The 15,448-nt window shown below is 31.7% G+C and carries 12 protein-coding genes and 1 tRNA gene; 1 reads left to right on the top strand and 12 read right to left on the bottom strand.

The annotated features are described in order from the left end of the window. Positions 1–107: 107 nt before the first annotated feature. From uvrA to GUI12_00090, 10 genes are all read right to left on the bottom strand, one after another. Complete coding sequence (gene uvrA / locus GUI12_00135) at positions 108–2,864, bottom strand: excinuclease ABC subunit UvrA (GenBank protein ID UAT43426.1); 2,757 nt, start codon at positions 2,862–2,864, stop codon at positions 108–110. A 125-nt stretch (positions 2,865–2,989) separates the two neighbouring features. Further along, positions 2,990–5,089 carry a hypothetical protein gene (locus GUI12_00130; protein ID UAT42575.1) on the bottom strand — a complete coding sequence of 700 codons (2,100 nt, stop codon included), beginning with the start codon at positions 5,087–5,089 and terminating at the stop codon, positions 2,990–2,992. 185 nt (positions 5,090–5,274) lie between these two features. Next, positions 5,275–5,868: a hypothetical protein gene (locus tag GUI12_00125; GenBank protein UAT42574.1), complete on the bottom strand. Its 594-nt coding sequence runs from the start codon at positions 5,866–5,868 to the stop codon at positions 5,275–5,277. A 382-nt stretch (positions 5,869–6,250) separates the two neighbouring features. Next, positions 6,251–7,159, bottom strand: a complete 909-nt coding sequence (locus GUI12_00120; protein UAT42573.1) for a hypothetical protein — start codon at positions 7,157–7,159, stop codon at positions 6,251–6,253. Positions 7,160–7,243: 84 nt separating this feature from the next. Then, on the bottom strand, positions 7,244–8,569 hold the full coding sequence (locus GUI12_00115) for a hypothetical protein (protein UAT42572.1): 1,326 nt from the start codon (positions 8,567–8,569) through the stop codon (positions 7,244–7,246). Positions 8,570–8,706: 137 nt separating this feature from the next. Beyond that, the gene (locus GUI12_00110) at positions 8,707–9,789 is read right to left on the bottom strand and encodes an extracellular solute-binding protein (GenBank protein UAT42571.1); all 1,083 of its coding nucleotides are present in this window, start codon (positions 9,787–9,789) and stop codon (positions 8,707–8,709) included. Positions 9,790–9,801: 12 nt separating this feature from the next. Beyond that, the gene (gene ruvX, locus GUI12_00105) at positions 9,802–10,245 is read right to left on the bottom strand and encodes a Holliday junction resolvase RuvX (protein UAT42570.1); all 444 of its coding nucleotides are present in this window, start codon (positions 10,243–10,245) and stop codon (positions 9,802–9,804) included. Positions 10,246–10,268: 23 nt separating this feature from the next. After that, positions 10,269–10,343: transfer RNA gene (locus GUI12_00100), tRNA-Pro, on the bottom strand. 79 nt (positions 10,344–10,422) lie between these two features. After that, positions 10,423–11,313 (bottom strand): ParB/RepB/Spo0J family partition protein, encoded by an 891-nt coding sequence (locus tag GUI12_00095; protein ID UAT42569.1) that lies wholly within the window; start codon positions 11,311–11,313, stop codon positions 10,423–10,425. 75 nt (positions 11,314–11,388) lie between these two features. Beyond that, complete coding sequence (locus GUI12_00090) at positions 11,389–12,213, bottom strand: ParA family protein (GenBank protein UAT43425.1); 825 nt, start codon at positions 12,211–12,213, stop codon at positions 11,389–11,391. A 537-nt stretch (positions 12,214–12,750) separates the two neighbouring features. Here GUI12_00090 and GUI12_00085 point away from each other — a divergent pair. Beyond that, positions 12,751–13,749: a hypothetical protein gene (locus GUI12_00085; protein ID UAT42568.1), complete on the top strand. Its 999-nt coding sequence runs from the start codon at positions 12,751–12,753 to the stop codon at positions 13,747–13,749. 242 nt (positions 13,750–13,991) lie between these two features. On the opposite strand, the gene hemH is transcribed toward GUI12_00085, so the two are convergent. After that, a complete protein-coding gene (hemH, locus tag GUI12_00080) occupies positions 13,992–15,017 on the bottom strand; it encodes a ferrochelatase (GenBank protein ID UAT43424.1) in 1,026 nt (341 codons plus the stop codon). A 111-nt stretch (positions 15,018–15,128) separates the two neighbouring features. Continuing rightward, positions 15,129–15,437, bottom strand: coding sequence for a 30S ribosomal protein S20 (gene rpsT / locus GUI12_00075; protein UAT42567.1), 309 nt, complete (start codon positions 15,435–15,437; stop codon positions 15,129–15,131). Positions 15,438–15,448 lie beyond the last annotated feature (11 nt).

Here is a 15,448-nt window from a genome sequence, read left to right as displayed (position 1 = left end):
TACCTTTTGTCAGTATATTTATTTTATTTCAGAAAAATTAATTAATTAATAATTTGGATTCTTTGACATATATTGATCTGTCAATCAATTATGTGTCGAATGCCTTGTTATAACAAATATTCTTTTAAAAATTTGCCGGTGATACTATCTACATTTTTTATTAATTCATCTCGATGGCCTTCAAAAATTATTTTTCCACCCTTTTGACCACCTAAAGGACCTATATCTATTATATAATCAGCATTCTTTATTAAATGCATATTGTGCTCAATTACTACTACTGTATTTCCCTTATCACACATCTTATGGAGAATCTTTAAAAGATTTCTTATATCCTCCATGTGAAGACCACTTGTTGGTTCATCCAATATATATATGGTTGAGCCAGTTGATGCCTTTAAGAGTTCTTTGGATAATTTAATTCTTTGTGCTTCCCCTCCAGATAGAGAGTTTGAGTGCTGCCCTAAAGTCATATAGCCTAAGCCTACCTCTTCAAGAGAAGACAATTTCTTGTGTATTTTTGGTATATTAGCAAAGATTTTTAGGGCTTCAATTACTGTTAGATCCAGTACTTCTTTAATGTTTCTATTTTTGTATTTTATTTTTAATGTTTCTTCATTGTATCTATTACCATTGCATTTATCACATACTACGGTTGTACTGGGCATGAACAACATATCTATGGTTAAAGAGCCTTCTCCTTTACATTTTTCACACCTTCCACCCTTCACATTGAAAGAGAATCTTCCTATCTTATAGCCTTTTATCTTTGATTCAGGCAGAGCAGCAAACCATTCTCTTATATCATTAAATAACCCAACATAGGTTGCGGGTGTGGATGAAGATGTCCTACCAATTGGTTTTTGATCAATTACGATCATCTTATCTATCATGTCCAAGCCTTCGTGGCTTTTATAGTCTATGGTACATTCTTTTTTATTGCCTAATTTATGTTCTAAGATATTTTTCAGGGCATAATTTATCATACTTGATTTACCACTACCGGATACACCTGTCACACAAGTTATACAAGATGTTGGAATATTTAAATTTGCGTTTTTTATATTATTACAATTTAGTCCATTTATCTGTAAAAAATTCCTACATTCTCGTGTTTGCTTTCTGAATTCTATTAATTTGTTATTAGCTATATGCTTGCCCGTTATGCTTTCTGAGTTGTTTTTAATTTCTTCCACTGTTCCTTTGGCAATTAGTTTACCTCCATTTATTCCAGCTCCAGGGCCAATATCTATTACATAATCTGCCTTTTCAATTATTTTCTCATCATGCTCGATAACTAGCATCGAATTATCCAAATCACGCAGTAATTTTATGGTATCTACAAGCATTTTATTATCATATGGATGCAAGCCAATGGATGGTTCATCTAACACATAAGTTATTCCTGTTAGCCCACATCCCATTTGAGATGCTAATTTTATTCTCTGTCCTTCGCCACCGGATATTGTACCAGTTTCTCTATCTAGTGATAAATACCCCAGACCTATTTCATTGAGTGTTTTTAATTTAATCTTCAGTCCTCTCATTATCTTATCAGCAATCTCTTTAGAATGAGAATCTATTTCTTCTTCCAGTTTCTGTATCCAATCAAACAGTTCTTCTATTGTTAGTTTTACAATTTGTGATATGTTTTTGTTCCCTATTTTTACGCATAATATGCTGTCTTTTAATCTGTTACCATTACAAACATAACATTTAGTTAGTCCCATATATTTATCCAATTCTTGGGGAACAGTGTTACGTATTGTATCTAATATAGAGTCTTTTTCATTTTTTATTGTAATATCCAATATTGCTTTTTGGATATTTTCATTGACCTCTGATAGTGGCCTAGTGATATTTATCTGATATTTTCTTGCGATATCTATTATTTTTTCTTTAAATAAATTGCTTAAAGAAGGGTGCTCTTCTTTGATTTTTTCTAATATTTTCAACGCACCTTCTTTTATTGAAAGTCTGGCATCTACCATCTTTTCTTTCTGTAATGCATACGTTTTCCCTAGTCCTTGACAATTTTCACATGCACCTTCGTAATTGTTAAAAGAAAACATACCAGGTGTTAATGGACCTAAAGAGAAATCAGATTCGGGACATGCATATTTTTCAGAGAATATTAGCGTTTTAGAGCAATTTTTATTTTCATCTAATAAATCAACTTTAATAGTGCCTTCACCAATTTTTAGAGCAGTTTCTATACTTGCTGTCAGGCGTTCTTCGATAGATTTCCTAACTATTAATCTGTCAACTACAACAGAAATTGTGTGATGCTTATTTTTGTCTAAAGATGGAATTTCCTCAACTTCGTATATTGTATTGTTTATTTTAAAACGTATGAAGCCTTCTTTCTGGATATTATAGAGCTCTTTTTTATGTTCTCCTTTTTTATTCTTTACTATGTCTGCTAGAATTAACATTCTAGTTCCTTCTGCTACATTTAAAATATCTCTCTTTATTTCAGATACATTTTGAGATTTTATTGGTCTACCTGTTACAGGTGAATATGGGATGCCTATTCTTGCAAATAGTAATCTTAAGTAGTCATATAGATCCGTTGATGTTGCAACCGTTGAGCGTGGATTATTAGATGGTTTATTTTGTGTAATTGCTATGGTAGGCGATAAACCCGATATTTCTTGTACTTCGGGTTTATCATATTTTGGGATAAATTGCTTTATATATGCCGGCAGACTATTTGTGTAAAGTCTTTGGGATTCAGCATGAACTACGTTAAAAACAAGACTAGTTTTGCCTGAACCACTTAACCCACTAAAAACAACAAACCTGTTTTTTGGGATAGAAAGAGAAATATCTAGGTTATTATGCGTAGCCTTTAAGATCTTAATGCATCCTTTATCCGTCACTTAAACAAATCTGTAAATAGAAAAATAACCTCTCCTTTCTTCTCTCTATTTATTATAGTATAGTGAGTATTTTCTTTTACACAACAAAATCACTTTGCTAAATCTATTTAGATTTGAGGAGGATGTGTTCTGTTCCCATTTTGAGATCTAGCTTCTCTTACCTCTTCTAAAGCTCCAGGATTTGAAAATAATCTGCTTTCTTCTTCATCAACGGACGAATCTTCTTTCATAGCATCACTTAATTCTGCTATTTGCTCCTGTGTTGTTGGTGCATTAACAGGTTCTTGTCTACCAGATATTGCGTTAATTTCGCTAAGACTTACGATACTGATACTCGAACCTAAATTTTCATCATCTAATTCAAAATCTTGAGATCGAGATCGAGATCGAGATATGTGAAAAGATTCTCTCCGAGCAGAATGATTAGAGTTTAGTGATTGTCTATCAGATCTTTCGTGATCATCGTTTGCATTCACATCTAATCCAGAATCTTGAGACACAGATCTGTATAAAGATTCTTTGCTTTGAGGAGTGTCTATTGACAGGAAATTGTCAGGTTCTCTGTGATCATCGTTTGCATCCAAATTTAATCCAGAATCTTGAGATACAGATTTGTATAAAGATTCTCCTACGCTTTCTTCAAGAGAATGGAATACTTCTTCTTGATCAACGGATGAACCTTCTCGTGGATCAACGGATGAACCTTCTGCTGGATCAACGGAATCTTCTTGCATAGCAGAACTTAATTCTGCTCTTTGCTCCTGTGTTGTTGGTGCATTAATAGGTTGTTGTCTACCAGATATTTCGTTAATCTCGCTAAGACTTATGGCCTCGAAATCCGAATCTAATCCAGAACCTTGAGATATTTGAGAAGATCTTCCTACGCTTTCTTCAAGAGAATGGAATACTTCTTCTTCAACGGATGAAACTTCTGCTGGATCAACGGAATCTTCTTGCATAGCATCACTTAATTCTGCTCTTTGCTCCTGTGTTGTTGGTGCATTAATAGGTTGTTGTCTACCAGATATTTCGTTAACTTCGCTAAGACTTATGGCCTCGAAATCCGAATCTAAGCTAGATGTTGAATCTAGGGATTCTAATGCATCAACAAATTCTTCTTCTCTCTCAATAGATGCTAATAAATTTGCATCACTAAGAAAACTTATACCATCCATGTCTAGACTACTTAGACTACGAGGTTCATATTGTGCGGCACCAGCTTCCAATAGACGGTTAAATGCACCTTGCATCATTCCCCCGATAGCTTGCATACCCATTGCCATCAATCCAGGAGCATTAGTTTCTTCATTGCGTCTATCATTTTCTTGAAGATTAAGAGAAAATTTTTGCGTTCCTTGATTGAGATTTCCTTCAGCTCCATAATTTTGGGGTGTAGTTCTGTTATGTTGTTGTCTTATACTTTCTATTCGAGCAGATTCAGCAGCAGGCGGATCAACGGACGAACCTTCTTGTGGATTAACGGGCAAAATGCTTTGCATAGCATCATCTAACATCTCCATTTGAGAAGGGGCTAATGACGGAAAGTCAGCAGAGTGATGATCTTCTCCTCTTGCATGAGGAACGACAGGTTGATTAGGAGTTGTTGCGTTATTATTACCACCCCAAATCCAATTTGCAGCACCTCGATAAGCATTTTGCGCAGCTCCTGCTGCAATCTGCATTCCTTGAGCTAATAATCTGGGAGCAGTTCCTCCTGCAGCTCCTACAGCTCCTGCGGCTCCTGCAGCAGCATTACCTATAGCAGCTCCTGCAGCTCCTACAGCTTCTGCAGCTCCTGCAGCAGCATTACCTATAGCATTTTGTGCTGCTACTGCATTATTAGCTGTAGTATGTATATCGTCTAATACTCCTTGAATAGGGGCAGCCATATCATCCATTATTTTTGCAGCCTTTTCTGATATATCTTCGGATATCTTATCTGTTACTTTAGTTACTGTACTTGTTATATAAGATGTTACCAATGACACTATACCAAGGGTAGTTAAAGTTGCTCCTATGGAAATAAGTAGTGCAGATACTACGATTGGTGCTCCAAGGGCTAAACTTAAGGCACCACCGATTATTGTTGCAGCGAAAATTGCTGCTGTGACAGCTTTTTTAATTTTTAAACTATTGTTATTATTATCTGCAGAAGTTCTTTTTATATTTTCGTTTGGCATATTTGAAACTTCACTTTTATTTGGCATATTTGAAACCTCATTTTTCTATATCATGCGCTGTGTTTTGTATTTTTACTTACATCTTGCGATAATATTAACTTAATTTATTAAATATATTACTAATATTAAAGGTTTTATCAATAAAAACCTTAATAACAATTGATAGAATTTTTCTTTATTTTTATCAATTGTTACTCTCTTAGTTATAGCAATTACCTTAATAATCTTGTAGTAGCTGCATGTAGCTCTGAAAGAAATGTTTGTGCTCTAGCTTCCTCTATTTGAGTTTCAGGATTATCATCATCATTATTATTATACGATATTGCTGGCAAAGATCCTTCACCTTCAATATCTAGTTCAGATGTTTTTTCTTGATTTTTTTGCAGAGTCTCTCTTGAGATTAGATCTCCTACAGTAAATATCATCAAAGGCATTGCACCAATAAATGTAGTTGTGGCAACAGTAAATGAAGTTAGAAATGCACTTGAAAGAATTCCCATAGCTTCTTTTTTGCTTGTACTCATTTTGCTATCTTCTACATTTAGATTGTGATATTTATCTATTAGATCTTCTGCAGTTTCAATTGTATTAATTTGTATATTTAGAGTATTCAATGTTGCTGTGCCTAATCTTTGTGCTAAAGTTTGCTCTTGATTTCTATCAGTCAATGAATCTATTACATAAGATACAAGGGAGACGGGTAGTGATATTAATAAAAATTTGGGTAATGTTAATGCAACAATTGTCATTCTTGCTAACACCCTTGTAGCATAATTAAGATGTTGAAGTAGTGTATCTTTTGACATATTTATATTTTTAATAATTATTGTATATTGCAATTATAGCATTTTTTTACATTATAGGTGAAAAAATATTAATTTTTTAATGTAATGCTTTCTAATTTATAGTAGAGTAAGATCTATCCAATCCACCATGTGAAACACAGACTACCTTAACTTACTTCCTTTTTTTAATAAGTGTTAATTGTGAGATGAGTAATACTCTCATTTAAGCTTTGTGCTATTAAAATAATTGTAATATTTAAATATATAATCTCGATTTTGCTGTTGAAGTGATGTCAAACTCTTTTCCTTATTTATGTATAGTATCAAAATCTGGAAAATATCATTTCGATTGATACATGAACGTGTGGATTTTTGCTTTAAAATCACAATATTGCAGTTTTATTTAAAGAGAAGGTTGAGAAATTAGTACCCAATCTTCTGTTTCTGCTGCTATTTTTTGGATGTTTGTATTTTGCAGTGTTGTATCAACTTCGGAGTTGCCTTTTGGCATTACTTGTGAAGGCTTTTGAAATTTCTCATCATCAGAGCTAGATAATTCTGCAGGTTTATCTTCAGTTATAACTTGTAATGTTTTGTTACCTCTTGAACTTAAAACCTGAGGTGTAAGATCAAACATTACTTTTTTTTGGGAGTGGGAGTGTTGCTTATTTATTGCTGGGATTACGGCAGGAATTAGCTTGTGTTTTATCCCTGTATCAATATCATAATCAAAAACATTAGGATCTTGTAAAATAATACAGCCATATTTCTCTGAATTTACTTTTAAATCAGGGACATGCACCCAATTTTTCAAAGGTCCACTATAGAACATAAGTAATTTATCTTTATTACTGTCATTTAACTTAAAGCAACTCTTCTGAAAGACATTGAGATCTTGCTTTTCAGTTTGCGTCGATACCGACACTTTTTTACTTTTTGTATCATGCACACTCTCTTTCTCTATAGTTACAGCATTGTCAATATGTGATTTTTTCTCAACGCTAAGACGTAAAGATTTCTTTATGATATAGCTAACGTCAGTAGATTGTCTTAAGGCAATAAAAGCATGTGAAAGTAATGTTTTTTCTAAATCAGGTACAAATACCCAATTCGTATAGTTACCATTTTTACTGAGAAAACTGACCTTTTTGCCATCAAAATTTTTTATTTCCACGTTGTCTTTTTCTATATCTGTTTGTGCTGCTACGTCACGCAAAGTCTTATCCTCTTTTTGATTCTCGTACATTAGATCAACAAAATCCATTATCTTACTACCAATATAAGAGAGTATAGCATATAAAATGTTTTTCATTCCACTTAAAGTGGTGACCATAGTAATATACTAGTGATGTATAAAACATGAATTATACTTGCGTATTAAAAAATATATAGTGCATCATAAATATGGTGCTGTATCCAATGTTGATGCACTTTCTGTAACGTTGTTTATCTCAACAATATCTTCTAAACACTCTTGCATATTGCAATCAACACTTTTATTCTCTTCTTTTGCACTATCAATATCATATATATTGGCTTTGTAGTTTACATTATCTGCAAATATAACACCTTTGGTTCCGTCCAAAAGATCATCTTCTGGATGTCCTTTTATTCTTTCACTATTTTGTAAAAGCTCTGTTAGATTATGAGCACTTTTCATTGTCTCATCTATGGTAATATTATTATTAATATCAACGCATTGTATATTAAACTGTGATGCTGAATGTTTCTGCGTAATGCATTTTAACATTAAATTCATTACGGATTTAAGTCGACCCTCTATAATAAAAATGGTATCTAGTAATCTGTCTGCAAAAGTATTTGCATACGTTTTGATGAAAGGAGGGTTATTATTCATCACATTGTCTGTTATTTTTGCTTTCAATACTCCAGTAATACGCATTTTGACTAATGTTGTAGCTAACATGGTAGTTATATCTGCAAAAAGTTTCGCTAAGTGATGACTGAATTCTAAATCAATGGAAATGTTAGATTTAATCTTTGAAATTAACAAATCTATTAATGATGAAGAAGTTGATGAAACAGTATTTCCAATCATAATAGTAGCAATATTTTTTCTTGTAAATTGAGCGGCTATTTGATCAAGATCCACTATATTTTTCATAATAGAAGTAAATTTATCACAAGCGGTGCCTAAATATGCTTCAGTAATGGAAGCAACATTTTCTATTTCAGCTATTATTTTGTTTGATGATATTTTCTCATAATTATACTCAGAAACTAATTTTTTGATTATGTCTCTAGCAAAGGAAATCATATAACCAGTACATATCAGTACTATAGCGTGTTGAAGTGTGGCATTGAAAACTAGAAAGGTTATTATTGATGCAAAAAGAGATGCATTTACAATACTATAGATAGAATTACGAAATCTATCATATGAGGATTTGTTATCTTCTTCATCATCAAAAAGATCAAGGTCGTCATATGAGGGTTTGTTATCTTCTTCATTCTTAGATTTATTATCTTCTGATGCAGGTAATATTTCTTTTATTATTACTCCACTGACATAACCTAAGATTAATTTTCTCAGAACGTTATAAGAAAAAGTAGTTATATAACTACCACACGCTAACATAACAGCATGACCAAACGCGATATTTAAAGCGAAAAGAGTCATTGTCGCTAGAGCGGTTGATAAAATGATAGCAGAAATAAAAGTAGAAAACGCAGGAAGGTTGCGATATTCGGTTATTTTCATACACTAAGAAACAAAAATTAACAATCATTTAGAACGATACAGGGAAGATCTGTTGATAAAATATCGTCTTTATAGATCTATTTTAGCATATTTTTGTCTTAAATAGTAAAAAATTTAATATTTATATATAATATATTTTACTGCCAACCCATTTCATCTGCTATTCTAGTTGCTGATTTGGTATATTTTCTCAACGTGTATAAAGGAATGTTATCCTCCCTGAATTTTCCAAAAGATCTCAAAATATCAGAAATCTCTACTCCATCTACAACAGGATATTCATGATTCTTCTCTGCATAAAATTTTTGAATCTCCGGTGATATCATGAATTTTATAAACTCTATTGCTTCTTCTTTATGTTTTGCTTGCTCAATAATCCCTATGCCGCTTATATTTATCATTGATCCTCTGTTCCCTTGGTTAGGAAATAAAACACCTATCTTTTTTCCTATATCTTTTTCTTTTTGCCTATAGTAATCAAAAACTCTTGCAACATAGTAGCTATTTACAACTGCAACATTACCATCTCCTTCCATCACTGCCTTTATCTGATCAGTTTCACCTCCTTTAGGATCCCTAGCAAAGTTACGAACTAATCCTCCTGTCCATTGTTTTGCTCGTTGTTCTCCATTATCAGCTATGATGGAAGCAAGCAGAGACTGATTGTAAACAACATTTGATGAAGTGATAAGTATTTGACCTTCGAGCATAGGGTTAGAAAGATTCTCATAATTTTCGATGTCCTTAGGATCAATATTATCTTTATTGTATACTATGCATCTTACTCTTTTTGTTAATGCAAGCCATTTTGCTGATTTGAACTTGTTGGGTATTTTATTTGTCTTTATTTTTGAATAATTGATTGATGCTAATATTTTTTTATCTTCAGCCTTGAGTAAATTAATAACATCCGCTACCAATAGTACATCAGCAGGAGTATTTTCACCTTCGCTTTCTATTCTAGCGATTAATTTGTTGGCATCATCTATAATGTAGTTTACTTTTATACCTGTTTTATTTGTGAATTCATCAAAAATTTCTTTTGTAAGAGCTTCTTTCCTCGAGGAATATATATTTAGAACCTTTTGGTTACTATCACTGGAAATATTAGACATTTGCCTACTTTCTATCATATTTCTTAGAAAATGTGTCTGTTTGTTGTAAAACCACAGGCCAATTACACTAATAAATATTGCTGTATAAATTGCTAGCTTTTTCATGTTTATATCAATCTATAAAAATTCCAATGAAGATTGTAGTATGAATGCTGCAGATTTATCATCATAATATTTCCCATTTTTTTTTGGGCGATTATTGCTTTTCACTATCGCAGAACTCGAGTTATGCTCATCTTGAAAACAACATGGGATATCATGATTAACGCTTAGGTCTTTCGCAAAATCTTTGATTTGCTCAAGCCAGCCGTCATTTCTAAAATGTAAGTTTGGAAAACCTATAATCAACAGACATGCCGATAAAGAACAGAATAACTCTTTAATATACAATAAATCACTCTCTAAAGATCTTCTTTTATATATCTCAAGAGGGGATGCCACAACATGTTCTATATCACTAGTGGCTATACCTATCCTTTTGCGCCCCATATCCAAAGATAACAGAATTTTGCCTTTTATCGCAAAAGAACGTGCTTGTGTAATATTATTATATACCTTCATACATAACAATTAATAGAAAAGAATCGGAGCAGAGAGATTTGAACTCCCGACCTCTTGGTCCCAAACCAAGTGCGCTACCCAAGCTGCGCTATGCTCCGAGTATCATTACTTCAACGAATAAATTCTACATTTTTTATCGTAATAGTCAATATTGACTTATCTATCATATTTTATGATCTATGATATTGTTAGTTTCTTTATTAATAATTCCAATTGATCTAAAGTTTTAAATTTTATTGTGATATTTTTATGATTATTATTTATTTTTACAGGCATTCCTATCTTCTCTGATAGAGTACTTTCTAATCTTATTCGGTTCCCATCTATATCGTTATTTGCAATATCTATTGTAGGATTCTCTTGAGATTCAATGCAGCCGCTTTTTAGATACCTTTGCACTAATTTTTCAGTATCTCTAACATTTAGATTGCTGTCGATTATTATGTCAACTAGCTCCTCATTTTGATCAACATTAATTAATGCTCTTGCATGACCCATTGTTATGTCGTTGTTTGCTAAATGCTTTATAATTTTTTCCGGTAAGAGCAATAATCTTGTTAAATTCGCGATATGACTACGACTCTTATTAACTCTAGATGCTATGTCCTCGTGTTTGTATCCAAATTGATTTATTAATCTCTGATACGCTTGTGCCTCTTCAACAACATTCAAATCACTTCTTTGTACATTTTCTATTATGGAAAGTTCCAAAGTCTCTCTACTATTTGGTGTTTTAATTATACTAGGGAGAGATGTAATATCAGCTAATTTACAGGCTCTAAATCTACGCTCTCCAGCAATTATTTCATATTTGTTGTTACCTATATCTTTTACAATTATAGGTTGTAGAAGGCCATGCACCTGTATTGATTCAGCTAGCTCTAATAGACTTTTTTGATCAAAATGCTTCCTAGGTTGATCTTTATTTTGATATATATCGGTAATATCAATCATCTTTACTTTATGCATTTTTGCGTTAGATTTACCGAGAAAAACATCTGATTTATTAGGAATAAGAGTGGCTATGCCACCTCCTAACCGATCTTTTGTCTTGATTTTTGTATTCATATTTAATCTCATTAATAAAAATAATTTATAAAAATTTTCTTAACTAAATATTAGAAAATAATTAGCGCCCATTGCTTACACCAGATCCTCTTCTTTCACAGAATTAGATTCTGAATATTCAATTTCTTTATTATCTAGGTTATTCGCGATTCTCTCCAATATTTCATATGCTAATCTCAAATATGATTTTGTTCCTGAACATTTTGTATCGTATATAATAGCAGGCTGTCCGTGTGAAGGTGCTTCAGATAATCTAACATTTCGGGGAACTACAGTTTCGTATACTTTGTTTTGCAAATAATCTCTAATATCTTTTTCTACTAATTCTGTTAATCTGTTACGTCTATCATACATAGTTAGTACAATGCCTTCCAAAGTGAGTTTAGGATTTAAATTATTTTTGACTAAATTAATCGTTTTAAGTAAGTGACTCAAACCCTCTAGAGCAAAAAATTCACATTGTGTTGGAATTATCACTAAATCTGACGTGGTAAGTGCATTAACAGTAAGCAACCCAAGCGAGGGAGGGCAATCTAAAAAAATAAAATCATACTTTGGTTTTATTTTTTTCAATATCTCATCTAGTATATACTCTCTATCTTGATCGTTTGCTAACTCTATTTCTGCTGCTGATAAATCCACAGTAGATGTTATTATATCCAAATTAGGAACAGAAGTTTCCTGAATAGCTGATCTTGGATCAATCCCATTGATTAAAATATCATACACACTATGTTCTCTTGATGAATATTCCACTCCCATGCCGGTGCTGCTATTCCCTTGAGGATCTAAATCTATCAATAAAATTTTGCGATCAATGACAGAAAATGCAGTAGCTAGATTAATACTAGTAGTGGTTTTGCCCACTCCACCTTTTTGATTTACTATTGATATAGTCATGCCCTGTTTTTGATCAGTCATTTTATGAACCTTGAAAATAATTATTATTGTTTCACGTGAAACTTTGTTTAGCAACAAGTCGATTGTGATATTAATACCAAAAAGTATAAAAATACTTTTTTGATATTTCAATATTTTACACCATCTAATATTTAATTCTGTTTCATGTGAAACACTTTCTTAATTAGCAAAATACTGCTCATTCGATTTTATTCGACCTTAATGAAGCAATTATATTATATAGACTGTACAAATTGTATTCTTATTCCAAAATATTGCATTTGTTTATCTTGTGTAAGATTTATAAAAAATAGAGCTTATTTATAACATATGATATATTCAGTGCATGTGTAATTTATGTGCGATAATATATATCTTCATATATGCAAAATGTAAGAGATAATCTTATTAGATTATCTAAATTGAGATATTTTTGAGAAATATATTCTACTATGCTGATTATTGAGCATTTATTGCTCAATATGTGAATTGTAGGTTGTGTATATCTACTTTAAATTTTAAAAAGGTGATTTTTGTATGAAATTTAATTTGCTTTTTAAAGTCAATCCCAAGGCAATTTTTATAAAAGGTGTAATTTATTTGTTATTTTTCTTTTTTATCATATGCTTGTTGGCATATTTTATACACTCCGTGGATCGAGAAAAGAAAAATAGCTATGGAATGATTATCATCCCTGAGAACGTTTTTGAAGTTATAGCGATTAATGTCTTAAATCCTCTCATTGAAAAGTATATATATAGGAATGTCAATATAGATAGTTTCTATAATTATTTTATTGATAGTAGATTTAAGAGAAATTTTTTTGGTATGCAGGTTCTGCAAACTAGGAAAGATGGCTATATAAAGTGTGGAGATAAGGTTGATATTGAATATGTTATATATGCAAAGAATAAATATAATGAACAGAGCCTTCACATTGTTAAAAATTTAGATTTCATAGTTGGTCATAGTAAATATCCTTTGTTTAATATAGCTTTAAATGGAGTAGGGAAAGGAGCAATATTTTCTGTCTCTACTACTAATTTCTACAATGATTTATTGCTGACCGATAAATTCTTTATGGATCATGATATAGATAGTCGTAATTTTGACTCTATTAATATAGATTTTAGAGTTTTATCCATTGAAGAAAATAAATTATCTTTTTCTTCTGATAGATTTATAATAAATGACCTTGCAGTAAATGATTCAATGGCTTTATTATGCGGTGATTTTGTACAAGAGCTAGAATATACAATCTATGATTCTCAATGGAATAAATCTGGAAATGGAATTTACCGTAACTTTAGCACTGGAAATCAAAGTGTTCCTGCCATATTTTCCGTTGGGGCTGTAAATATGCAAAAGAATGTTGATAGATATATCACTACTGATAGCGAATATATTAGATATTCTTTAAACAAAGATAAGATAGATTGGTTATCTAATGATATTGCAGAAGGAATGTCTTTTGTTAAATTAAGATTGAAGAGTTTTATTGATCAGTCGGTTTATCAAAAAGAGCTCATAGATTGAGATTTATTTCTGTGAAAACTTTATATATTTAGTTTCATGTTATATTTCTGATAAATATCATGATGTTATATCTATTGATCAAAGTTATTTACATCTAGAAATTTATGCATATATTGCCTTTAAGAGCATAACTTTATTTGATCTTGTTTATTTTTTCTAATTAAATAGCTCTGTATTTGGGTTGGCTAGTGTCCCATTTATTGATGCTATTTTTCAGTCTATTTTATATTCTGCTGAATATGTTATTTTTTGTATTTAGAGTGCATCATGAATTTTTGCCAACACTGTGTATGTTGTTTAGGGCATGATGATCTACATGATTTATTCTTTATTATATCAGCCAAAGATTCTATAAAAGTTGGGTTTGTACTGACAGTTGGAACTCTGTAATAATGTTTTACCAGTGGCTTATAATCTATATCCAGTTCGACAAGTGTTTCAGAATGTTCAGAAACAAAAGATATAGGTACTATCACTACCGGCATTGTATCTCCAATTTCTTTTAATACAGATTCTGTATTTGGTGAAAGCCACTCTACAGGGCCAATTTTACTCTGATAGCATATTTTGTATTTTATATTTGAAAAATGACGCTCCAGTTGTTTCATTGTTAGCTTAGTAGTTTGTTCAATTTGCCACTGATAAGGGTCGCCTTTTTCTACTATTTTAAGTGGTAAAGAGTGTGCTGAAAACAAGATAATGGGCTCTCCATGGTTGAAGGCATCTTTATAAAAAGGTATTATTTTTTCCACTAATGATTGAATATATTTTTCATTATCATAGTAACAACAGCATAAAGTCGTTTTATAAGGAATTAAAGATAAGTATTCATCTAAGAAAGAGAGTGTGGTGGTTGTAGAATATTGTGGATAAAGAGGCAAAACAAAAACTTCATCTGGATCAAAATTTTTAATCTGTTGGATTGTTTCTTTAAAAAACGGATGCCAATGCCTCATAGCGACAAAAACCTTGTATTGAGGAATATACTCAGCAGATTTGCCTAAGTTTAGCATTAATTCTAAAGTTTTGGCCTGTAATTTTGTTTCATCTAAAATCGGTGATTTTCCACCCATCTTATTATATATACTCGTTGCAGCTTTCTTCCGAGATTTTGATATTATTTTTGCTAAGATAAATCTGAAAAACTTTGGGATAGTTAATATGTATTTATCATTAAACAGATTAAACAGAAAACTTTCAATTGAATCTAGAGAATCAGGCCCTCCTAGGTTAAATAACAGAACAGCCTTTTTTTTATCGCTAGACATCAAACCACCTGCTACAAGCAAAATAAGAGAACAGAAATCAGACAAATCAATTGTTCAGCTTGATTAATATTTAATTAATTTAATGATGACATCTCAAATTGCAAACGCTGCTTATGAAGCAACCTTATTTGTCTGTAGAACGGCATCTTTTAGTCTTTTATTCATTCTGCTTACTAATCTTGCTGCTTTATTTTTATGCATTATGCCTTTTGTAACAGATTTATGAATTTCTTTTTGCGCTATTCTGAACGAATCTACAGCTTTTCCTTGATTTTCTGCAGAATAATTATCAAGACAAATTGAAATATCTCGCTCACATTTTTTCTTTATGGTCTTAACCCTATTTTTAATCATTCTATTTCTTATCGTACGTCTCTCTATGACATGTATCATTTTTTTTGCACTTTTGGTATTAGCCATAATCCGAAGTA

This window comes from Anaplasmataceae bacterium AB001_6 (assembly GCA_020002265.1).
Classification (GTDB): Bacteria; Pseudomonadota; Alphaproteobacteria; order Rickettsiales; family Anaplasmataceae; genus AB001-6.
This window is presented reverse-complemented; position numbering and strand designations above follow the sequence as displayed.